Origin of the sequence: Maritalea porphyrae (assembly GCF_027213965.1) — a bacterium.
In the GTDB taxonomy this organism is placed as follows: Bacteria; Pseudomonadota; Alphaproteobacteria; order Rhizobiales; family Devosiaceae; genus Maritalea; species Maritalea porphyrae_A.
The window spans coordinates 1-20,583 of sequence record NZ_JAPWGX010000003.1 but is presented as its reverse complement, the minus strand read 5'-3'; the positions used below and the strand labels follow the sequence as shown (position 1 = coordinate 20,583).

The window sequence follows — 20,583 nt, the reverse complement described above, 5'->3', positions numbered from 1 at the left end:
TTAGGTAAGCTGGCGACACAAAGCCGCCAGCTTCAGAACATTATTTCGCGCGAGGCGAGTTGGCATCAACCCAAACGTCAGCGAAATCTTGATACATAATCTCAATCGCAACCGGCTCAATTCCATGCACCCAAGGCTGCACAGCCAAAACCGCTTTGTTGTAATTGAATAGCCAAACCGCTGCATCATCAGCAAAAATTCGGTCGGCGGCCTGCAGATACTCCACACGCTTTTGCTCATCATTTGTGTTCTGAGCTTTGTCCAGCAGCGCATCATATTCGGGGTTGTTGTACTTCACATAGTTACCCGAGTCATTTGCGGTGGTAGAATGCCAGCGTTTAAGAGCCTTAAGAGGCTCAACACCTGAACCAAACGACCAGATTATGCCCTGAAAATCACCTGCCACAAGCTTGTCATAAAGGATGCCGCCTTCAAGTTGCTGCGTGGTAACTGTGATGCCAATTTTGCTCAAATATTGGCCGACAACTTCAGCAACACCAACGCCATAAGACTTGTTTGCAGTGCCCAAGATCTCCAATTCAAACCCATCAGCATAGCCAGCCTCTGCCATCAGTGCTTTTGCTTTTTCGACGTCATAGCCAAAGCCTTTTCCATTGGCATCAAATGCTTCTGACGTAGACGGCAACCACCCCACTGGATTGTAGGCTTTTCCTTTGAGGAATTTCTTGTTGATCGTGTCTTCATCAATTGCATAGCTGATTGCTTGGCGCACCTTCTTGTCTGATAGAGGCGCATAATCCGCATTCCAAGAAATCAAGCGCGTGAACATTTCGGCGACTTCAACCAAGTGCTCTGAGTAACTCGGATCAGCTTTGTATTGTGGATATTGAGAAGCTTCGACAAGAATTGCATCCAACTCATTCGCGCGGAAAGCAATATCTCGTGTTGAGCCCTCCTGGAGGATTTTGAAGTTCAATTTATCCAAATAGGGTTTTTGGGCTTCGAAATAATTATCAAACTTGCTTAGTTTGACTTCGCTACCCTTAACCCATTCTTCGAACTTGAATGGTCCGCTGCCCACTGGCGAAAGGCCAAACTCATCGCCCGCTGCTTCAACGGCCTCTTGAGGCACGATAGCAGTTCCAGGACGATAGAAATAATATGCAGGATCGACACGGTCATTCAGCGTAATCGAGAAACGCAAATCATCCAAAACGGACAGGCCCTCGACATGATCGGCCCCGCCACTTTCAAAAGCTTTTGCGCCCTGAATGATCTGAATATGCCCAGCATTTGGACTTACAGGTTTCATCGACAGCATACGCTCGTACGAGTAGACAATGTCACTCGCTTTCATGGCACGGCCGTTATGGAACATCATGTCAGCATGCAACTTATACGTGTAGGTCAGACCATCATCAGACACACTTTCTAGGTTTGCGAGCTCTAGCATCGGCTTTCGATGTTCAGCACTCCACATATAGAGCGATCTGAAAATATTGTTTGTAACCAACAAGTCTTGCTGCTTGCTGGTCTTGTGTGGATCAAGCGACAAGATGCTGCCATCATACGGTGCGACGAAATTAAATTCGCCCCCGGAGTCCGCAGCTTGTGCGGTGCCAGCGAAACCGACAATTGCCGCGAATGCTAGGCATTTCAACATATTTAGATTCATTATAGCTCCTCCGATTTTTGCGAAAGGCAAGCAGATAACCCGCGCCTGTTCGAAGCTGTCCCGCGCCAAGCGCTCAGTCAGCCGCGCCGATTTAAAACACAATTAAAAATTACGTCAATAATTTTTTTTATAATTATAAATGTAATTTTATAGACACAACTTAATCTTTACAGCCTTCCCGCCTCTTAACAAGGAGACCGATGGAACTGCGGGCGCAGGTCATGCAAATCCAACATGAAATCATGCGGGATTAACGTCAGCAAAATAAAATCAAATATAAAATTTTGATTGTGATCTCAAATAGAATTTGCAAAGCTGATGAAACCTAAATCTTGGCTTCAGGCCAAGTGAGCTGATGAAACCTAAATCTTGGCTTCAGGCCAAGTGAGATGTAAATGAGATGGAGTTGCGTGCGTGGTTGAACTTGGTGTTTGTTACTATCCAGAACAATGGTCAAAAGAAGTCTGGAAAGACGACGCTCAACGGATGGTCGACTTAGGCATTCGCTACGTCCGCATCGCAGAGTTTTCATGGGCATTAGTAGAGCCAAAGGATGACCACTTTGACTGGCAATGGCTCGACGAAGTTATCGAAATACTCGGAACTGCCGGACTTGACGTGGTTATGTGCACGCCCACAGCCGCTCCGCCAAAGTGGTTGGTTGACAAGTTTCCTGCCATTCTTCCCGTCGACAAAGACGGCAACCCACGCAAATTTGGCGCAAGACGGCACTATTGTTTTTCAAGTGTAGACTTTTTGCGCGAAGCCAAGCGCATAACCAAGCTCTTTGCCGAACGCTATGGCAAAAATCCATATGTCAAAGCCTGGCAAATTGACAATGAATACGGTGACCACAATACAATTTACAGTTTCTCTGACGATGCCACTCATGCATTTCGAAACTGGTTGCAAAAAAAGTATGGAACCATCGACAAGCTCAACGAGGCTTGGGGCACCACGTTTTGGAGCATGAGGTATAACTCATTTGAGGAAATCGACACGCAGCGCAACATGCTTTGCATGACAACCCCCTCCCATGAAGTTGACTATATAGAGTTTTCATCCGACCAGGTGTGCGCGTTCAACAAGGCGCAGGTCGATATTGTTCGAGCGCTATCTCCCAATCGTCCCATAACGCATAATTTCATGGGCCATAACCCTGACTTTGATCACTATAAAGTTGGCGAAGATCTAGATTTTGCGTCGTGGGATAGCTACCCCATGGGGGCCTTGATAAACGCCACTATTTCCGACGACCAAAAACGCAAAATGTTGCGCACGGGCTTACCAGACCAACCCGCGTTCAACAACGAGCTATATCGTACGGTGGGTCGCGGCAATGTCTGGATTATGGAACAGCAACCCGGGCCAGTGAATTGGGCCCGACACAATCAATCTCCCGAAGATGGAATGGTGCGTTTATGGACGTGGCTTGCCTATGCACATGGAGTGGATGTTGTGTGCTATTTCCGCTGGCGACAAGCTAAGTTTGCTCAAGAGCAATACCACGCAGCCTTGCTTTTGCCCAATGGCAAGCCTGACCAGGCTTTCTTTGAAGTCGAAAAAATTGCACAGGAGCGCAAAGCGCTGCCTGCAACCAAAAAACAACAAGCACCAGTTGCCATAATCTATGACTACAAATCGCGATGGGGCGCACGTGCTCTTCCTCAAGGGAAAGGCTACGACCCTGCCAGCCACGCCTTCGAGTGGTACTCCACCCTTTGCAAGCTTGGCGTGGACGCAGACGTTGTTGGGGCCCACGTCGACTTCACAAACTATCAAGCCGTTTTTGTTCCAGATATGATGATCGACAATCTCGATTTTGTCGAAAAGCTCAAGCAATCAAAAACCAAGGTTGTCTTGGGCCCAAGATGCGGCAGCAAGACCGATGAGATGCATATACCTGACCAACTGCCCCCCGGTCACTTTCAACAGCTGATAGACGTGGAGGTTACCCGAGTTGAATCTCTACCCGAATACGCAGATGACCCAATTGAGTTTGACGGAAAAACTTACCGTGCAGACGGCTGGCGCGAGTCTCTTAACACACATGAAACCGCGTTGGCACATTTCACAAGCAAATATCGGCACGGCAGTCCAGCGATTATTGGCAACGACAAATGTCGTTATGTTGCCACCCAACTGTACGGCAACTTTCTAATGCACTTCATGCAAGATTGTTTGACTTGGGCTGAAGTCGCTTCACTGGGAGACATTGGCGACCTGCGGTTTGTGAAGCGCGGCACACTCACATTCGTCTTCAACTTTGGTGACGACACAAGAGAAGTTGAGGTGCCGTCAAGCGCAGATATTCTTTTAGGTCAGAAGAACATCCCTCCGGCTGACTTCTTGGTGTGGGAGGAATAGTGCACATGCATCGTTCCGTGTTCCCACACCAAAACACCATTTGCTTTGGCACTCAAGCGACACATAGCAGACATTTCGACCCGGAGATCTCAATTGGCAAACGTTGACATAAAAGAACTGCGCAAAAACTATGGTGCACTTGATGTGATCAAGGGGATCAACCTCAGTATCCGAGAGAAAGAGTTCACCTGCTTTCTAGGACCCAGCGGATGTGGAAAGTCCACTCTTTTGCGCATGATCGCAGGCCTTGAAGACATCGATGAAGGCACGCTTGCAATTGGCAACAAAGTGATGAACGACGTGCCAGCAGCAAAACGAAACATCTCAATGGTGTTTCAGAGTTATGCCCTTTATCCGCATATGACCGTGCGTCAGAATATGGAATTCGGTCTAAAACTTTTGAAGCTGCCCAAAGAAGAAATTGAATTGCGCATAAGCGAGACCGCGCAAATCCTTCAATTGACGCCCTATCTCGACCGACTGCCAAAACAGCTTTCTGGCGGGCAACGTCAGCGAGTAGCAATCGGCCGGGCCATTGTTAAACGGCCCCAAGTTTTCTTGCTTGATGAACCACTATCAAACCTAGACGCTGCTTTAAGGGTCAGCATGCGTGTTGAACTTGCTCGGTTGCATGAAGAGCTTGATGCAACAATGATATATGTAACCCATGACCAAATTGAAGCAATGACGCTGGCGGACCGCGTGGTGGTGATGCGGGATGGTCAAATTGAACAAGTAGGAACGCCGCTTGAGCTCCTACACTCACCAAAGAACCTATTTGTTGCCCAATTCATTGGATCACCCAAAATAAACAGTTTCGATGTTGAAGTTGTTGGCAATCACGGCACACAAGTCACCGTCACCGGACAGGCATTCTCCAAACCACTCACCGTTGAAATGGCAAATGCGGCAAACCTTTCAAGCGGCACCAGGTTGACGCTTTGTTTGCGGCCACATCGCCTCCGAAATGACACCAATCTTGAGCATCAAATAACTGGCACTGTTCAGTTGATCGAACGGCTTGGTTCGGAAAGCCTTATCCATCTGGATATCGGTCTACCTGATCCGGTTATCAGTTCATCGGAAGGCACGGCCCCGGTGCGGCGCGGTGATCAAATATCCCTTCGCTTTTCTGCTCAGAATTGCCTGTTGTTTGATACCCAAGGCGCAGCACTTCCGCGCAAGTTACCCGCCGACGCTCAGGCATTAATGGGGACGGACGCACAACATGTCGCCTAAGAATCGGATCACCCCATATGCCTTTATCGCCCCCTATTTAATCGCCTTTGGTTGCCTTTGGCTAATTCCAATCATCTATTCATTCAGCATGTCATTTTTCAATACACGCGCACGGCCGTGGAAATTCGACATGTTGCACAATTGGGGACGCCTATTTGAGGATGCGTTATTTCTTGCAACGCTAAAAAACACATTTCTCATTATTCTCGTGCAGGTGCCATTTATGTTGGCACTCGCGGTTATTTTTGCAGTGTTTCTCAACAGTAAATTGCTGTTCTTAAAAGGCATCTATCGCTTTGCAATTTTTGCTCCGATTGTGGTCGCCGATGCAGCATATGCTGTCATTTTTAGGCTTTTGTTCAACGACGATTTCGGCTTTGTAAATCAACTGCTCAACGCGGTTGGCATTGCCGATATCGCTTGGACAGGATCGTCCGCCGGAGCGATTGCCCTCATTTCCATCAGCCTGACATGGCGATGGACGGGTTATAACGCTGTAATTATTTTGGCAGGGCTTCAGAGCATTCCCAAAGATATCTATGAAGCCAGTGAGCTTGATGGCGCGAGCCGGTTTACCCAGTTTCTCTACATAACCCTCCCAAATCTTAAACCAGTGATTTTGCTGTGCCTTGTTCTATCAACTTTCGGCACATTGCAGTTGTTCACCGAGCCCACATTGCTCACTGAGGGCGGACCAGGCGTCAGCACCACCACCGTTGCAATGTATATGTACCAACAAGGCTTTAAGAGCTTCAACTTCGGCTATGGGTCCGCGATCGCCTACTTCATCGTATTCATAGGCCTAGGATTGTCCCTGATCCAATTCAAGTTATTGGGGAGCAAATCTGATGCGTAGTGCGACCAAGAGACTATTTCCAAAAGCAGATCGCTGGGCAAAAATCAGCCTCAACTTTTTCATGCTTATCGTTGCAATTGTTTGGCTGACCCCCTTGTGGATGATGACCATCTACGCCTCGCATGACGATCAAATGATTTTTTCTGGCAGCATAATCGCCCACCATGGCGGTCAATTCCTTGAGAACTTTGCCGAACTCCAGTCAAAGCAAGATTTTGTGCGTGCCATTATCAACTCCGTCATTGTTGCCAGTGCGGGTACATTTTTTGGGCTCGTCGTCTCCTCATTGGCTGGCTACGCGCTGGCAAGGTTTAAATTTGCAGGTGCCAAAGCCATCTTTGCAATGATCATCTTCATTCTCGCTGTTCCCGGCATTGCAATCGTTATCCCAGAATACGTAATCTTGGTGCGTTATATGGGGCTTTCAAACACCTATTTCGGGGTGGTTCTCCCATACTTAGCCAATGCACTCGGCGTATTTTTTATGCGTCAAACATTTTTGGCACTGCCCCAAGAAATCATGGAAGCGGCCTATTTAGACGGCGCGTCGGAACTTCGCATCTTCGCAAAGATCGCGCTGCCCCTTGTGCGGCCCGCAATGGCGTCCTTAGCCATCATATTGTTCATTGCGTGCTGGAATGACTACTTGTGGCCCCTGTTGGTGCTAACCACCGAAGCTCGACAAACAGCCCCGATCGCACTTGGTCGACTTGTCGGCCTGAACACCGTTGCTTGGGGCCCAATGATGGTGGGCGTAACGCTGATGACAATACCATTTGTAACCCTGTTTTTGCTTCTGCAACGCCAAATCGTAAGCGGCATTGCAAATGGCGCAATCAAGTAATCACAAAACCAAGAATTCACTGCGTTCATAAAATGGAGGAAAAAATGAACACATCAACAAAGCGCATTATTGGCGCCCTACTGGTCTGCAATGGCATTTTGCTTTCAACGGCAGCCAATGCTGAAGAAATAACGATTTGGAGTTGGGATACTGCAGCTGAAGCTCTGAAATCCGTTTCTGAGCAATATAATGCGACAAATCCAGCACTCACCGCAAACACAGTAACCAGCCAGGTCTATGATCAACTAACTGCTGGTTGTGCGGCCGGTGGCGTCAACTTGCCAGACGTGGTCTCAATTGAGAACGGCGAAGCCGAGCGCTACATTCAACAATTCCCAGATTGCTTTGTGGAACTTAGTCAATTTGGGGTGGATGAGCTGAAACCACTGTTCTCAGACTACAAATGGGTTGAGTTGCAAAGCGGCGATAACACTTATGGCGTGCCGTGGGATGCTGGCCAAGTGGTGACCTTCTACCGTGCAGATCTGTTCGACAAAGCTGGCATCACCGCCGATGACATTGCCACATGGGACGGCTATATCGAGGCCGGTAAAAAACTTGCCGCTGCCACAAATGGCGAAACACGCATGGCACTCTCAAACTACACATCTGGATTGAACTGGTTCAGCGTAATGGCGCAACAACTTGGTTGCTCTGTGTTTGGGGAAAAAAATGGCGAGACCACAATTCGCGTCAACCAAGCGGGCTGCGTTCGCGCACTTGATCAGGTCAAAAAACTGGCGGACGCAGGTGTAATCGCGCCGGGCGGCTGGAGCGAGAAGCTCACAGCGCTAAAAACTGGAAAAACGGCATCAGCTGTTTACGGTGCTTGGTATGAGGGTTCTGTGCGCAACAATATGCCAGAATTATCAGGCCAATGGCGGGTTACAAAAATGCCCGCTTTTGAAGAAGGTGGAAAACGTGCTGCAAACCTTGGTGGATCAGCATTGTTCATCACCGCCTCATCAAAAAACCCTGCAGCGGCGTACGATTTCGTAAAGTTTGCACTTACCAAACCAGAGATCCAAATCGGCATGCTAAAATCGCATGGCCTCGTACCATCATTGCTTTCCACACAGAGCGATGAATACATGAGCTCACCACAAGAATATTGGGGCGGCCAAACCATTTGGAAAACCATCCTTGAAACCTCATCAGACATCGAACCAGTTCGCGCCACGCCTTACGGTGCCGAAGCTGGAGATATTCTGGTTGCGATCCAAACAGCATTTGTTGAGGGCAAATACGACAGCGCACAGGCAGCACTGGATGAAGCTGCCAAACAAATCAAAAACGCTACTGGCCTTACGGTTGAATAGCCAATTAACGAAAGGGGCCGCACTTGTGGCCCCTTTTTTCGTGCAAAAGCATTTAACGAGAACATTGTCAAAGTCTTACAAAATGCTCTCCCATGGCTTGCCTCGACAAATCGCACAACGCCGCAACAACGCTATTGGTGCGCCATTTGCAGGTGGTGTTTCAAGAAACACAAACGTAAAGAAAAAATGGTGGGCCCGGTAGGACTCGAACCTACGACCAGACCGTTATGAGTGATCTTACTTAAACTAAAATACATGTATTTCAATGTACTTAGCTTTGCTTTGGCGTGGGAACATATGGAGAAAACCGTGTTTATCTATTGGTTTTGGATTGGTTATTTGCAGAACACGACATTTACCCTGCATCCTTGACGTACGAATCGCGCAACACCCTCGCCCGTTCTTGCAGTGTAATTTGCTTTCCCTGATGCACCTTTACTGCCACATCGAATGCTGCGATCGCCAATTCAAATTCGCTCGCTCTGCACAATGTTGCCACCAACACACCATTTTCCCAGGCATTGATTTGGTACTGCGAACCGCCACTAACTGGCTCTGGATCTTCGACACTCAAAGACCAAATGAACATGCCTCGTTCACCACATTTTGGGCAGCTCATGCGCTCGCTATAGTGGCGAACACCAAGCGCTGGCATCAGCTCGTGCATAACACCAACATGGCGAACGACCGAATCAATATCGACTAGCTTGCGATAACGGCAATGCATGCTGTGGCAGATCGCTATAAGGCGGAGGCCCGATCGCTTTGCTTGTCCAAGTGTCTTTATTGATGTTCTCATGACACCGAAATACCATGAGAACAAAAATAGAACAAACTAGTTTTGATGTGCTAGTAATTCAAGTGCCTGAATGCCTTGTATTGCGGTTGCCAGATCTTGAGCCTGCTTTGAGAACCCACAAATGGTACCGATGGCGGTTCTAGTTTCGCCTTCAAGCGCATATTCCGCTGCAATCCTTGCTTCAGCGGCGATTTTTTCAGCGGCTTCCGCAATTGCTAGAAAGCTTGCGGCTGTGACTGTAAACCCTTCAATCTTAGACATTTTTATCTCCTTTGCTTTTGGTGTGTGACACATGGAGCAAAGCTTTGTTGGTTCAAGTCCCTAACAGCGAGAAAAGTCCCTCATCTGGCAAATCAAAGTTGTAGATCAGCACTTCTGTTACTTCTTTCGGGCCACCAGATGCTTGGCCAATCATATATTGCAGCTCGAAAGTTTCCATATTTAAGCCTGCAAACGTTTCGCGCACACCAGGCGTGTCATTGAGCGAAAGAATGGCACGGCCCTGCATTGTCTTCATTTTGTCAGCAATCAGCGCGAAATCTTCACGTGAAAACACTTCTTTGCCATAGTCATCTTCGCAACCCCAATATGGTGGATCGAGATAGAACAATGCGTCCGCACGGTCGTAACGCTCCATCACGACAGACCAATCAAGATTTTCGATCACCACACCCGAAAGACGCTCGAAGATCTCTTCAAGTGCGGGGCCAAGTTTGGACACGTCAAATCGCGCAGGTCGTTCTGGCGCAACTCCAAAGCTTTGGCCGGTAACTTTGCCACCGTACGAGGTTCTTTGGAGATATAGAAACCGCGCCGCCCGCTCGAGATCAGTTAGTGTTGTTGGAATTACACTGACCAAACGTTCAAATTCTTTGCGCGAGGTCAACTGGTACCGCAAATAATCCATAAATGGCACATAGTGACGCTGCAGGATGCGAAACAAGTTGACCACTTCGCCGCTCTTGTCGTTGATGACTTCGGCTTGTGGCTGATTGTTGCGTTTGAAGAACACGCCACCCATGCCAACAAACACTTCGACATATAGCTTGTGTGGCACCCGATTGATGCGTTCTACAATTTTAGGCGCAAGGGCGCGCTTGCCGCCCATATAGGGCGCAGGGGTACTTACCGGACGGACCGGCGTAAATTGAGAATTCATAAAGAATTTGAACCTAATAATCGCTGCGCTAGCTAGCACTGGCGGAGCCGATTTTTAAGGTTATACTTGATTGGACCGGGTTTGTTTGACGACTGTGCCCGGTTAGGCAGCGTTCACGCGCTGCCTACTCCGCTACTTGTAATTGAGGAATTTCCATGTCCAACGATGAAACGCCAAACACCGAAGACCTTATCGACGTTGGCACAGCAATTGCTAAATCCAATGATGTCGCATCCAAAGGACCGATTGGCCACCTCTTGAACCCTTCAGCCAAACTACTCGGTGAAAAACTAGAACACTGGACAAAGAAACGGCTGGAAAAGAAACAGAAAAGAGCTCAGGGGCACATCGCTGCCGTCAAAGATGCTAACCCCGAACTTGACATCGAAACCAGCGTCCCTGACCCCAGTAACATGGCGAAATGGCTGGAAAGCGCCAACAGTGAAGGAGAAGGCGATGAAACCGACGCAAAATGGCGCGCTGTGCTGGAATCCATTTTAGCAGATGACGACGACCAAGAACGCATGATTCAGGTGGCGAAAAACTTGACGCGTGAAGACATAAGAGCGATCTGCGCAATCCCAAACGCCGCGCCACAAGATTTCTACCCTGGCTTTTGGGAGACAACCGATACGTTGAAGATCACTTTCCGTTTACCCGCCTGGAGCCTTTTGCCGTTTTTTCTCTTTGTCTCAGGACTTGGGGTTGTTGCATCCATTATTCTGACCGCCTATATTTCAATCCTTCCGGCACCACCATTTCTAACGGAGTCAAACCGGCAATTTTACAGTTTGCCGATCATTTTGGGCGGTTGCTCTTACATCATTTGGGCCATTCAGAGAGGGTCGCGGCGGCGACTGCTCACACCATTTGGCGGACGACTGCGGAACCGTTTGCTCAAATACACCAATGCTGTGAAGCCCATCAATCCAGCGGAATAAAGTTACTTTTCCAACGCCCGATCGATCCGATCAATCAAACGATCAATCGACTGTCGGAATTTTTCCAACTCTTGGTTGACCCCATCTTTGGTGGCGTAATGATTGGCGGCATAGAGTTTATGCTCAGCAATCTCTTTTCGCAGCAAAGAGATCACCCGAAAAGACCAACTCACAATCGTCACCAACATTGCACCTATACCGGCGATCAATGACACAATTTCCCACGTAACAGCACCGCTCATAAAGCCAGCCCAATCATTCTTTGAACACAGAGAAAGGCGCGACCATCACCGCGCCTTAGATTATGTGCGCTTGCCAGTGACAAAGCCGCCAGCGGCAGCGGTGCCGGTTGAAAGTGCAACTTTCACCGGATCAAATAGCCATTCCATTGCCATGCGCGAAAACTCGTCATAAGGCTGAGGAAATGCGGCAATGCCCCAACTTTGGGGCCAGATGCCATTGGCATGCCAAAGCACGTTATAAATGGCCAGCAAGCCAAATGTACTAAGCCCTGGCAACAGCGCCGCGCCAAGAATGAACCAAAACACTTTGTGGTTCATTTTGAACTTTTGGCGATTGGTGCCTTCAGCATTGGCATTGGTGAGAACGGCCACTCGAGATTGATAAAACTCAATTGCCCCGTCTGCAGCGATGCGTTCGCTTTCTGTTTTGGCATTCAGCTTGTCGCGATAGGCTTGGTTCAACCCTTTTATGAGGTTCGGACCTAAACCACCGCCAAGCAGGCTTACAAAAAAGCCACCGATCAGACTTAAGAACTGCATTACACCTCAACCTTTATGCCTTGAATTGAGTTCAAGCGGCGCGCCAGCACATCGCGATAGCGCCACAGGCCCCACCCGATTGCACCAACAACAATGGCCGCAACAATCCAGCCCCACGGCAGGCCAGCGGTGAACGCCAATGCGCCACCAATGATTGAACCGCCACCGCCTTTGGTGACAGCGTCTTTGGCCACCTGCCCTGCCATTTGCGCATCCCGCCGCAATTGCGTCAGGGTGGCCGCACCAAGAATACCGTCATTCACTAGGTGCGGATGCGCTTGCTGATAGGCAAGCAATGCGGCCTTGGTCTTTTTGCCCATCCAGCCATCTATGGCGCCGGGGTTGAAGCCGCGAGAGGTCAAAAGCTCTTGCGCTTCTTTGATCACGGGATCTGGTGTGGAGGTTGGTTTAGCGCGTTGCTTGCGTGGCGCACCCTCACCTGCGTGTTTTGGGTATTTGCCATGCAAGAGGATCTGCGCTGTTTCTTCACGGCGGCGCACCAAACCAGCCAGCACTTTGCCTTTGGACTTGTGGTAATGGGCTTCAAGATATTTGGCCGCTTCGCGCTTTTTGCCCGCACGCCAAAGCTTGGCCCAATTCCAACCAAAGGTGCCTGGTCCCATATTGTAACAATTGTCCGCACCCGCATCGAATTCATGCTGGTTTGCACCTGGCATGCCGCGCGCGACATGTGGCTCATATTCTTCAGCTAACATGGCCGCGAACAATTGATCCGCCTGCGCCAAGGTGATTTTGGTTTTGCCTGGCACCAGCTTGCCGCCAAAAAACTCGCGCGCCACACGGCTGTACAATGTTGCGCCGGTGCCGATTGTTGGATGGCCCGTTGGATCCAAATAACAAGTCAGCACTGTGCCTTCATGGCCGCGTATATACACGCGCCCCTGTTCGGACGTTTTCATAACGTTCTCCAATGATGTTCGAAATTTCTAACGGTTGTCTTTGCCCGCACCACCATGCGGCTTGGCCAATTGCGCATCGCCCATATAGCCGCTTGATCGGTTCAAATGGTGGTTCACCGTATCCATGACATATGCGCCATCAACACCGTGTCGTGCACCCTTTACAATCGCGAAGCCTTCGGCCTGTGCCAGCAAACTGCCAATGAAGGAAATAGAGCCTTCGCCGGCGTTGCGTTCAGATTCTGTTTTACTCGATTGCGCGCTTGATGTTGCCATGCTTTGATTTGCGAATGGCGCGGCCAGGAATTGCTCAACATCTCCCAGTTCGCTTTTTGCCGTTTGCTCAACCCACTTTGCTTTTGCAAAGTCATAATAACGGCCACCGAATTGGCTGTGGCGAGGTCGACCAATGTCCGGCACAACATCCCAGCTCACTAAGTTGCGCCCTGCCACCACTCGAAACACTGGCATTGCAGCACCACTTACGGTTTGCCCATCATTTCTGGCAGCAAGAATTGCGTTTTTGCCACGCACCTTGAAAGTACCACCAAGTTCGCCAGCAAGTCGTCGGCCAAAAGCCATAAAGTCTTCACCATCCATGGCCTCATACTCACGAATGACACTTGCGAACTTACGGTCCACTTTGACACCGTCCAAACCAGCTTCTTCACCAGCTTCATTTAGGATTTGCTGAACTGTTTTGTCATCCCAAAAAAGCTGCTTCGTTTCTTTCAGCTTGCCGCGCAGATCCGCGCTATTTGCGGAAATATTAAGTAGTCGCCCGCCATTGCGATCTCCAACTGATCGCACCTCATCAACAACGCCCGCAAACAATTCAGTCGCTTGCAAAAAACCCATGCCAATGGAAATCTCAGCCCCGGGTGAAGGGAAGGCCCAGGATCCTGTTTTGTCATCCAATGTGATCGTTGCTGTGTCGCTTTCTGAACCACTTGAATCTGTCACATCAATCGAGATCAATCGACCTGCAAACTTCTCAGTGAGGTTGTTGCCGTTTGCGATCGCGGAAAAAACAGAGCTGTTTACGAACTTCAGTCCCATAATGTTTCAACCTTGTGCACAGGTTCAATTTGGGCTTCTAACTTGGGGAACAACACCACTGCGCCAACTGGTAAATATGGCCCATGTTGAGCCAGCGACGAATTAATGTCAGCAACACGATCAAAATAGTCTGGATCAAACCGTTTGAGCTTTCGCCAAACCAACCGCGACAAAGTGTTTTGCTCACTTTTGACGATCACTCGTTCATAGTCTTCAGCCATTGATCAACCCCGAAAACAAACCAACCAATTGGCGCAACCATGGCGCAAAATCGACCGCACTTGGTGCATCAACCCTCGTACAAGTCATCCGAATTTCAATCACGCGCCCCACCCCCTTGGATTGCAAATGAGTGTGATTGAAATCCAGCTCATCAATCTCGAACCAACCCATTGGCCGGCCATCACCGCGCATCAAGAAATGCGGCACGCCTGCGCGCCGCATTTCATTCATGAGATCCATTTCAGGTTCACCGCCAAGATGGGATGGGAATACCTTGCCAGAAAACTCGATGGTCTCATCACCTTCACCCGTATGCTCAGAAGGCTTTCGCCCACCAAACACAGCTTTGCGAGCGAAATCTGTTTTGAGTTTGTGCGCCACTTTATCAGCGTTAATGGGTGCCACTGTAAATTGCAGCGCCCCCATCTGATACAAAACACTCATCTTACACCTTGCGGCGCAAAGCTGGTTCTAACCGCCCTGCCCGTTTCTTGATTGAGTTGGTTGACCACGTTACGCGCGGCTTCTTGTGCATCAGACACATTGTTGATGGTTATTGGCGCATTCACGCTAACCGTCACAGGTGGTGGTGACGCACTCGCCAATTGCTGCTGCATCGCTGCAATTTGCTGGTTGTTGGCGGCAATTTGTTGATGCAAAGCCGTACGTTCGTCTAATGTTGCCAAATCAGCTGGGCGCATGGGCGCAGGTGAAACCACCTCTTCAGGCCGCACATTTGGCACGCTGAAGCCATCTTCGCCGGGGTTCTTGTCAGTTCGATGCAACCCATCTTCCACACGCCGCAGTTGATCGAGCTGTGCTCGTTCATTTTCAATTTTAGAAACTGTTTGGCTGTATAGAGAAACCGCATCTGTAAGCAGCTTATGAACTTTTTGATCCTGCTCAAACGTTTGGTTTAGTTTTTCGATCCGATTACTCCAACCGCGTTCGTTCGCAGTGGTGAACATCTTGCCAGTATTCTTTTTTTCTTCTGCTGCCAAAGCTGCTTTGGCTGCCTCGATTTCTGACTGCAAGTCTAGAAAATACTGGTCTGCTTTTGCCTGCCAACCTTTCGCATCGCTGCCATCAAAGTTGCCGGCCCCAATCTTTGCACTAATGGCCTGAAGATCAGCGCCAAATACTTCTTTTCCTTTGGCCGAATAATCATCACCCATGTTTTCCACAAGGGCCGTAGTTGTCGCATCTTGGATACCATCTACGGCAATACCCTTGTATTCTGCAGCTTCCTTTTCTGCCTCAAAGATGCTGGCTGTTAGAATGGTAGAATTGAGAGCGGTGACCGCCTTCCCAGCGTCATTTGCAGCCCTAGCAATGCCAAAAAGCTCTTCTTTGTATTTCCGAAACCCCTCCGGATCTTTTGAAATTGCATCATCAACAGCGGCAAAATCACCGCGAAACACACCGAAAGCATCTGCGGCAATCAAAGCGGCCGTTGCGACCAAACCAATCGGGCCAGCAAACGTAAGAATTCCAGATTTTGCGACACCAAGAACTCTGTTTAGCCCCTTGATCTTTCCGCCAAGTTTGTCAACTCCGCCACGCATAGCGTTACGGTTCATTTGGCGGGTGAAGACAGTTGCACGGCGATTGGCAAGCGAAATATTGTCGCCAAACGTCAAAAAGGCGGCGCCCGTATCAAGAACAGTTCGGCGAGCCAAGGCCCAGCCATAGTCTTTGATGATCTTACCAATGCGAAGCGCAATCAGAGCTGCTCCAGCCGTAGCAATCCCCTGGGTCAAACCCGGAAATTTCTCGGTAAGCGTCGTTGCGCCTTCCGCAACTTTACCAAACACTTCAAGCGTTGTGTTCATCGGCGGCAACAGGGTATTGCCAATCTCTGTGGCCAGCCGAACAACCTTATTTTTAAACTGTTCGAATTTGGCCGAAGAAGTATTGGCGCGCTCTTCAAATTCCCGCTGCGCACTGCCAGCATACTTGCTCTCATCCGCAACTAGCCCCAAAGCATCACGCAACAGGTCCATATTGCCGATCAGCGTTGGCAAGGCCCGAGCCTCATCACCGAACAATTGCGAAGACAAGGCCGCACGGCGGTGATCTTCCACTTCGCGCAGCGCTTCAAACACTTTCAACGTGGTGCCCACAGCGTCTTGCTGCATGTCTTTGGCCACCTGTTGAGCGTCAAGTCCAAGTTCACGATATGCAATTTTTTGAGCTTTTGTTGCCGCTTCACCGCGTGTAAGCGCTTTACCCATATTGCGGAAAGATGTTGCAGCCACATCGGATTGCGCGCCGGCAGAAATCATTGCTGACGCAAAAGCGGACACTTCAGTCTCTGCAAAGCCAAACTCTTTTGATTGGCCACCAATGCGTCGAATAACATCCAAAATTGATGGCGCTTCAGAAGCCATATTATTGGAGAGGTGATTGACCGCATCAGACAAAAGGCTTGTTTCACCAACGGTAAGTTGCAAACCAGATTTGATTTTCGATAACATCACCCCCACTTGCTCAGCCGGCATGTCAAAAGCCACACCAACTTCAGCGGCCATTTTGGTGAACTGCATGAGCTCGTCATAGGGAATATCGGCCTGACCTGCAGCGGCTGTAATATTTGCCAGTTCGGTAGCGGTCATCGGAATCTGTGTTGAAAGCTCCTGTATCTCTCTGCGCAGATTGGTCAAGCCATCAGGCGTTGGAAAATCCACCACCTTTTTGACGTCAGCCATCGCGTTTTCAAGATCCATGGCGGCTTTGATAGGCGCAGCCATGGCCGCACCAAGAGCAACCACATCAAACATTTCGCGCCGCAACCCACCGATTTGGCGGTTTAGTGTGCGGCGCGAATTTGCAATGTTCTGAAAAGCTGTAGCTCGCTCCAAACCACCGCGCGCACGGTGGCCAGATGCAGTCAACTGATCAATCGACCGCTTTGCATCACGCGCAGGGCCAGAAATCTTGTTGACCATGCGCGCAATTAGCGTTGCCGTAAGCACGTTTGAACTCATTATCGAGCCTATGATTTGGAGAGTTTTTCAGCTTCTTCGTGCCAAGCCGCTGTTTCGCGAATTGGCCATTTCATCAACCGGTCAAATCCGATCGATGGAAACGCGTTCAGTGTTTCAGCAACAATTTGCCGAACAGATTTTGTGGTTATGCCGTTGCGTCCGCGTACAACGATTGCGGCAAAAAAGGTGACACCGCGTTCATAACCGCAACACCATCTTCAGGATGAAGACGCTTCAGCATGTCGACAGGAATGCAGGCAATGGCCGCTTGCAGCGCCATCGCGTCTGCATTTTCACCAATGGCCGCTTGCTTTTCAATTAGACCTTGAGTGTCGATCGGTTGGAAACGGATCTCGTTAACTGCATTACCGTTGTATTTGCCTGGATATTTTAGCGGCACGACAATCTCAGATGTCGCGTCATGGTCAAATTTCCAACCGGCTGTGGCAGCAGCTGCCGCCTCAGCTTCAAGTTTTGTTTTTGTTGAGTTTGTCATGGTTTGCCCCTTAGCCTATGCCAAGCAGGGCATTTTCAGAGGCGTTTGTATCAACACCATTGATAATCAACCGGTTCGTGGCCCAATCGAAATCAACAGGCACACGATCGCCAATCTGCAAACGGTATGTGAACACACCCTTGATGCCATATTCATAGCCATGGACTTCCGTCCGTTTAAATGTGTCCGGTTTAACCCGTGCCAAGCGTCCATGGATAACGCCCACAGCACCAACCTCAGTGCCATCAATTTCGTCAACCATCTTGCCGCGCGCGGTGAACACATTGACCTTGCCATCTGCCAGGCCAAACTGCGCCATCAAATCAAGGTCGGTACCCTTGGCGTTAAAGCCCATTTCGAAAGCCTTGATACCTGTGGCCAATTCTATATCCACACGGGCACCACCGGCTTGGTGAATTTGATATTCCTCCTCAAGCTCAGGCATGGTCATTTCAGTGAGCGTCAAGTGTTTAGACTTGTCCGGATTTGCATCGCAGAACAAGTTGACGCGCTTCATAACGAGAAAGCTCATTATCAATCCAATCAATTTTTTATAGGGTGTTTGAGGGGGTTAGATAGCCTGCTGATCGAACCCAGCGATCAGGTCAGAAACAAACTCGTCAACTGCAACGCTGTAGCGACCGGACTTGATATGGCCATGAACAAACGGCGCAGACTCTTCAGCATCCATAGAAATAGACAATCGCCCTTTGCGGATGTCCAAAGGATCATTCTCATCGGCGACAAACTGCACCTGAAAGCCCAAAATGGCGTTTTTGCGCACCAACATATTCAGGCGCGCGCGCTGCATGGTGATCCACGTTTGAGCAAGCTGGATTGAAATATTGTATTTGCCAAGTAGATTGCGTAAGTCGCGTATTGCCATAACGTGCAAATAGTCCCGCCCGCGAACTTGGTTATAGAAACGCCAAAGCGGATCAGTTGAACAGGTGTCGGTGCCAATATAAACAAAACCACCCTCAGCCGCAGCGCTGTCGCTGCCAGCCTCGCCGCGCACAACAATACCCAAGTTGTTATTGTAAAGTTCTTGCCCTTCAGTGCTGAAATCAGCCAGGTCAAATTCCATTTCACGCCCAGGTCCAACAATGTTCAAAGCACGCATTGCTGCAGTATGGAACGGTAAACCATCTTTAGATTGGTCAATCCCCAGCTGCAATGCAGCCACCCGAGAACTTGCCGGTGCAACAACTACATCGCCATCACTGTTGGCCACCTTTACAGCGGTCTCAATAGGGATCAGCCGTTTGCTCGACATGGTTTCACGCCAGTCTAGCGCCGCCTGGCGTGTCGAGTTTGGACCATCAACAAACGCCACCGCCATCAAGCTGTTCAAAACAGCCGGAAGCTCTGCACAAACAATGTTTGCTACATTGCTTTCTGTTTGTTGCGATGTGTAACCTGGCACCGCACACAGGCGTGGTGTGCGTCCGGTTAGCTGCGCCGAGTTTTTCCAAGCATGAATGCCCGTTTTTTGGACACTGTCGCCTTTAAGATTATTTAGCGTCTCAGTCAGTTTTACGGCGGGATCAGCATTGTCGCCTTCATCAACCAAAACAACTGACAATTTCGCCGACTTACGAAACTCCGAAAGCTGATCATTGATGCCTTCAATTTCAGCTCGTGCATTGCCCCCCACTCCCAAAGCAGTGTAGAAATCCACATCGTTGGAATTTACAGCATAGGGTCGGTTAAACTCTAACCCCCCAGCCTTATCAGGGGCAACAAGGGCCAACCCAATATCAGAAAACTCCGCCTGCGCGGTTGGTCGGGTCTCCGGACCATCGGTTTCAAATGAAACCCCAAAGCCTGTATTGCTCATGATATTCTCCATAAAAAAAGCCGCCCAAAAGGACGGCCAACAAATTGTGGTTGATCTAAAATCTCAGCGAACGGTCACAACGACCACGCCAAGAAACATGGCCCAAAGCTCAATGCCTTTGACGTCATCTGCTTTGAGCGCATTGAAGAACTCAGCTGCCGCAGTTGCCCGCGACCAGCCTTTTTTCAACATTTCATCGTGCAAGGCCGCAGCCTTGTGATAGCGGTGATCATGCGGGCTAATCAGCCATCGCAATGACCACGGCACTGACACGTCAAAAGGCGTGCCCGCCTCAACCACAAAGACTTCACCGTCCTTGTGACCAACCGCCCATCTTAAATCACGATTGAACTGATATTGAATGCCGCCCACATGCACCGCGCCTTGATGGCTGGTGTATTGGGACATGGGTTACCATCCGTTCGGTATATCATCGATCAATGATTGAATTTCGGCCTTAGTAGCAGCCGCGATAATGGCGTCTTTTTTGCCCCAAGTTGTATTGTAAACCTGCGCAACCCAGGCAAACATCGAAGTAAGCACTCCCATGCCTTCAGCATATGACATGACAATGGCCGCATTGCTTTCGGTTCTTAAAGTAACCCCCTGCACAGCGCCGTGCCCCGCGACAACTGCTGATGTGTAAGCGCCGAGCGCAGCCGACCAGTTTTTCTCGTCGTCATTTTGTGGTGTGGGTTCACGCAATTGAAGAACCTGCCAATTTGGCGTTTCTGTTGTGCCGAAATTGTGGCGATACCCCTGCCTTCGCTTGCTTTGCCCATAATCCGCCAATGAAAGGAGTGCGCGTGTGCGCATGTCCTCAAGCGTTTCTACGACAACTGGCGCAACGGGTATACCATTCTCGATTGCCCAGCCGATCGCAACATCATCATTGACCGAAACCAAGCCGTTTGCCTGCGCAAATTCATTGGTGGCAACAACAATGTTGACCACGGCATCATCTTCTATTTTTGCAAATTTCATTTGATCACCACATCACTATAACAAGACCAGAGTAACCAGCACCACCAGTTGGTTTGCCACCAATACCGCCACGACCGTACTGGCCTGTGCCGTGTCCCGATGCCCCCCCAGGATAGCCGTCCGCATTGTAACC

General features: G+C 49.5%; 22 protein-coding genes. 6 read left to right on the top strand and 16 right to left on the bottom strand.

Annotated features, from left to right (window positions below; translation table 11 throughout):
• Positions 1-40: 40 nt before the first annotated feature.
• Positions 41-1,636: an ABC transporter substrate-binding protein gene (locus O4H47_RS08975; RefSeq protein WP_269393646.1), complete on the bottom strand. Its 1,596-nt coding sequence runs from the start codon at positions 1,634-1,636 to the stop codon at positions 41-43.
• Between the two features lie 414 nt (positions 1,637-2,050).
• Here O4H47_RS08975 and O4H47_RS08970 point away from each other — a divergent pair, with 414 nt between their 5' ends.
• The 5 genes from O4H47_RS08970 (at position 2,051) to O4H47_RS08950 (ending at position 8,261) form a co-directional block, all read left to right on the top strand.
• Positions 2,051-4,003, top strand: a complete 1,953-nt coding sequence (locus O4H47_RS08970; protein WP_269393645.1) for a beta-galactosidase — start codon at positions 2,051-2,053, stop codon at positions 4,001-4,003.
• A gap of 93 nt (positions 4,004-4,096) precedes the next feature.
• A complete protein-coding gene (locus O4H47_RS08965; RefSeq protein ID WP_269393644.1) occupies positions 4,097-5,242 on the top strand; it encodes an ABC transporter ATP-binding protein in 1,146 nt (381 codons plus the stop codon).
• A complete protein-coding gene (locus O4H47_RS08960) occupies positions 5,232-6,098 on the top strand; it encodes a carbohydrate ABC transporter permease (RefSeq protein ID WP_269393643.1) in 867 nt (288 codons plus the stop codon). The genes O4H47_RS08965 and O4H47_RS08960 overlap by 11 nt, the downstream gene beginning before the upstream one ends.
• Complete coding sequence (locus O4H47_RS08955) at positions 6,091-6,942, top strand: carbohydrate ABC transporter permease (RefSeq protein ID WP_269393642.1); 852 nt, start codon at positions 6,091-6,093, stop codon at positions 6,940-6,942. Before O4H47_RS08960 ends, O4H47_RS08955 begins: the two co-directional genes overlap by 8 nt.
• A 44-nt stretch (positions 6,943-6,986) precedes the next feature.
• Positions 6,987-8,261: an ABC transporter substrate-binding protein gene (locus O4H47_RS08950; RefSeq protein WP_269393641.1), complete on the top strand. Its 1,275-nt coding sequence runs from the start codon at positions 6,987-6,989 to the stop codon at positions 8,259-8,261.
• A 355-nt stretch (positions 8,262-8,616) separates the two neighbouring features.
• Here the strand turns inward: O4H47_RS08950 and O4H47_RS08945 are convergent, their stop codons facing one another.
• The 3 genes from O4H47_RS08945 to O4H47_RS08935 all read right to left on the bottom strand — a co-directional run bounded on the left by O4H47_RS08945 (position 8,617) and on the right by O4H47_RS08935 (position 10,219).
• Positions 8,617-8,928 carry a hypothetical protein gene (locus tag O4H47_RS08945; protein ID WP_269393640.1) on the bottom strand — a complete coding sequence of 104 codons (312 nt, stop codon included), beginning with the start codon at positions 8,926-8,928 and terminating at the stop codon, positions 8,617-8,619.
• A gap of 168 nt (positions 8,929-9,096) precedes the next feature.
• Positions 9,097-9,321 (bottom strand): hypothetical protein, encoded by a 225-nt coding sequence (locus O4H47_RS08940; protein ID WP_269393639.1) that lies wholly within the window; start codon positions 9,319-9,321, stop codon positions 9,097-9,099.
• Between the two features lie 52 nt (positions 9,322-9,373).
• Positions 9,374-10,219 carry a DNA adenine methylase gene (locus O4H47_RS08935; protein ID WP_269393638.1) on the bottom strand — a complete coding sequence of 282 codons (846 nt, stop codon included), beginning with the start codon at positions 10,217-10,219 and terminating at the stop codon, positions 9,374-9,376.
• A 155-nt stretch (positions 10,220-10,374) separates the two neighbouring features.
• Here O4H47_RS08935 and O4H47_RS08930 point away from each other — a divergent pair, with 155 nt between their 5' ends.
• Positions 10,375-11,160 (top strand): hypothetical protein, encoded by a 786-nt coding sequence (locus O4H47_RS08930; RefSeq protein WP_269393637.1) that lies wholly within the window; start codon positions 10,375-10,377, stop codon positions 11,158-11,160.
• Between the two features lie 2 nt (positions 11,161-11,162).
• On the opposite strand, the gene O4H47_RS08925 is transcribed toward O4H47_RS08930, so the two are convergent.
• The 12 genes from O4H47_RS08925 to O4H47_RS08870 form a co-directional block, all read right to left on the bottom strand.
• Positions 11,163-11,402: a hypothetical protein gene (locus O4H47_RS08925; RefSeq protein WP_269393636.1), complete on the bottom strand. Its 240-nt coding sequence runs from the start codon at positions 11,400-11,402 to the stop codon at positions 11,163-11,165.
• 60 nt (positions 11,403-11,462) lie between these two features.
• Complete coding sequence (locus O4H47_RS08920; RefSeq protein WP_269393635.1) at positions 11,463-11,942, bottom strand: hypothetical protein; 480 nt, start codon at positions 11,940-11,942, stop codon at positions 11,463-11,465.
• Complete coding sequence (locus O4H47_RS08915; RefSeq protein ID WP_269393634.1) at positions 11,942-12,862, bottom strand: glycoside hydrolase family protein; 921 nt, start codon at positions 12,860-12,862, stop codon at positions 11,942-11,944. The genes O4H47_RS08920 and O4H47_RS08915 overlap by 1 nt, the downstream gene beginning before the upstream one ends.
• Positions 12,863-12,889: 27 nt before the next feature.
• On the bottom strand, positions 12,890-13,921 hold the full coding sequence (locus O4H47_RS08910; RefSeq protein WP_269393633.1) for a phage late control D family protein: 1,032 nt from the start codon (positions 13,919-13,921) through the stop codon (positions 12,890-12,892).
• Positions 13,912-14,142, bottom strand: a complete 231-nt coding sequence (locus tag O4H47_RS08905) for a tail protein X (protein WP_269393632.1) — start codon at positions 14,140-14,142, stop codon at positions 13,912-13,914. Before O4H47_RS08905 ends, O4H47_RS08910 begins: the two co-directional genes overlap by 10 nt.
• The gene (locus O4H47_RS08900) at positions 14,135-14,587 is read right to left on the bottom strand and encodes a phage tail protein (RefSeq protein WP_269393631.1); all 453 of its coding nucleotides are present in this window, start codon (positions 14,585-14,587) and stop codon (positions 14,135-14,137) included. Before O4H47_RS08900 ends, O4H47_RS08905 begins: the two co-directional genes overlap by 8 nt.
• Positions 14,584-17,130, bottom strand: coding sequence for a phage tail tape measure protein (locus tag O4H47_RS08895; RefSeq protein ID WP_269393630.1), 2,547 nt, complete (start codon positions 17,128-17,130; stop codon positions 14,584-14,586). The genes O4H47_RS08900 and O4H47_RS08895 overlap by 4 nt, the downstream gene beginning before the upstream one ends.
• A gap of 145 nt (positions 17,131-17,275) precedes the next feature.
• Positions 17,276-17,626, bottom strand: coding sequence for a hypothetical protein (locus O4H47_RS08890; protein WP_269393629.1), 351 nt, complete (start codon positions 17,624-17,626; stop codon positions 17,276-17,278).
• Positions 17,627-17,636: 10 nt separating this feature from the next.
• Entirely contained in the window at positions 17,637-18,158 is a 522-nt protein-coding gene (locus O4H47_RS08885) for a phage major tail tube protein (protein WP_269393628.1), read from the bottom strand.
• A gap of 39 nt (positions 18,159-18,197) precedes the next feature.
• Complete coding sequence (locus O4H47_RS08880; RefSeq protein ID WP_269393627.1) at positions 18,198-19,466, bottom strand: phage tail protein; 1,269 nt, start codon at positions 19,464-19,466, stop codon at positions 18,198-18,200.
• A gap of 63 nt (positions 19,467-19,529) precedes the next feature.
• On the bottom strand, positions 19,530-19,874 hold the full coding sequence (locus O4H47_RS08875) for a DUF1353 domain-containing protein (protein ID WP_269393626.1): 345 nt from the start codon (positions 19,872-19,874) through the stop codon (positions 19,530-19,532).
• 3 nt (positions 19,875-19,877) lie between these two features.
• Positions 19,878-20,450: a hypothetical protein gene (locus O4H47_RS08870; protein WP_269393625.1), complete on the bottom strand. Its 573-nt coding sequence runs from the start codon at positions 20,448-20,450 to the stop codon at positions 19,878-19,880.
• Positions 20,451-20,583: the final 133 nt, after the last annotated feature.

Bases quoted from the DNA above. Each gene is read 5' to 3' on its own strand.
- O4H47_RS08960 (WP_269393643.1), top strand. From the start codon at position 5,232: ATGTCGCCTAAGAATCGGATCACCCCATATGCCTTTATCGCCCCCTAT.
- O4H47_RS08885 (WP_269393628.1), bottom strand. From the start codon at position 18,158: ATGAGCTTTCTCGTTATGAAGCGCGTCAACTTGTTCTGCGATGCAAAT.
- O4H47_RS08880 (WP_269393627.1), bottom strand. From the start codon at position 19,466: ATGAGCAATACAGGCTTTGGGGTTTCATTTGAAACCGATGGTCCGGAG.
- O4H47_RS08890 (WP_269393629.1), bottom strand. From the start codon at position 17,626: ATGACAAACTCAACAAAAACAAAACTTGAAGCTGAGGCGGCAGCTGCT.
- O4H47_RS08870 (WP_269393625.1), bottom strand. From the start codon at position 20,450: ATGAAATTTGCAAAAATAGAAGATGATGCCGTGGTCAACATTGTTGTT.
- O4H47_RS08945 (WP_269393640.1), bottom strand. From the start codon at position 8,928: ATGCACGAGCTGATGCCAGCGCTTGGTGTTCGCCACTATAGCGAGCGC.
- O4H47_RS08875 (WP_269393626.1), bottom strand. From the start codon at position 19,874: ATGTCCCAATACACCAGCCATCAAGGCGCGGTGCATGTGGGCGGCATT.
- O4H47_RS08925 (WP_269393636.1), bottom strand. From the start codon at position 11,402: ATGAGCGGTGCTGTTACGTGGGAAATTGTGTCATTGATCGCCGGTATA.
- O4H47_RS08910 (WP_269393633.1), bottom strand. From the start codon at position 13,921: ATGGGACTGAAGTTCGTAAACAGCTCTGTTTTTTCCGCGATCGCAAAC.
- O4H47_RS08950 (WP_269393641.1), top strand. From the start codon at position 6,987: ATGAACACATCAACAAAGCGCATTATTGGCGCCCTACTGGTCTGCAAT.
- O4H47_RS08975 (WP_269393646.1), bottom strand. From the start codon at position 1,636: ATGAATCTAAATATGTTGAAATGCCTAGCATTCGCGGCAATTGTCGGT.
- O4H47_RS08905 (WP_269393632.1), bottom strand. From the start codon at position 14,142: ATGGCTGAAGACTATGAACGAGTGATCGTCAAAAGTGAGCAAAACACT.
- O4H47_RS08920 (WP_269393635.1), bottom strand. From the start codon at position 11,942: ATGCAGTTCTTAAGTCTGATCGGTGGCTTTTTTGTAAGCCTGCTTGGC.
- O4H47_RS08955 (WP_269393642.1), top strand. From the start codon at position 6,091: ATGCGTAGTGCGACCAAGAGACTATTTCCAAAAGCAGATCGCTGGGCA.
- O4H47_RS08940 (WP_269393639.1), bottom strand. From the start codon at position 9,321: ATGTCTAAGATTGAAGGGTTTACAGTCACAGCCGCAAGCTTTCTAGCA.
- O4H47_RS08930 (WP_269393637.1), top strand. From the start codon at position 10,375: ATGTCCAACGATGAAACGCCAAACACCGAAGACCTTATCGACGTTGGC.
- O4H47_RS08900 (WP_269393631.1), bottom strand. From the start codon at position 14,587: ATGAGTGTTTTGTATCAGATGGGGGCGCTGCAATTTACAGTGGCACCC.
- O4H47_RS08915 (WP_269393634.1), bottom strand. From the start codon at position 12,862: ATGAAAACGTCCGAACAGGGGCGCGTGTATATACGCGGCCATGAAGGC.
- O4H47_RS08935 (WP_269393638.1), bottom strand. From the start codon at position 10,219: ATGAATTCTCAATTTACGCCGGTCCGTCCGGTAAGTACCCCTGCGCCC.
- O4H47_RS08895 (WP_269393630.1), bottom strand. From the start codon at position 17,130: ATGAGTTCAAACGTGCTTACGGCAACGCTAATTGCGCGCATGGTCAAC.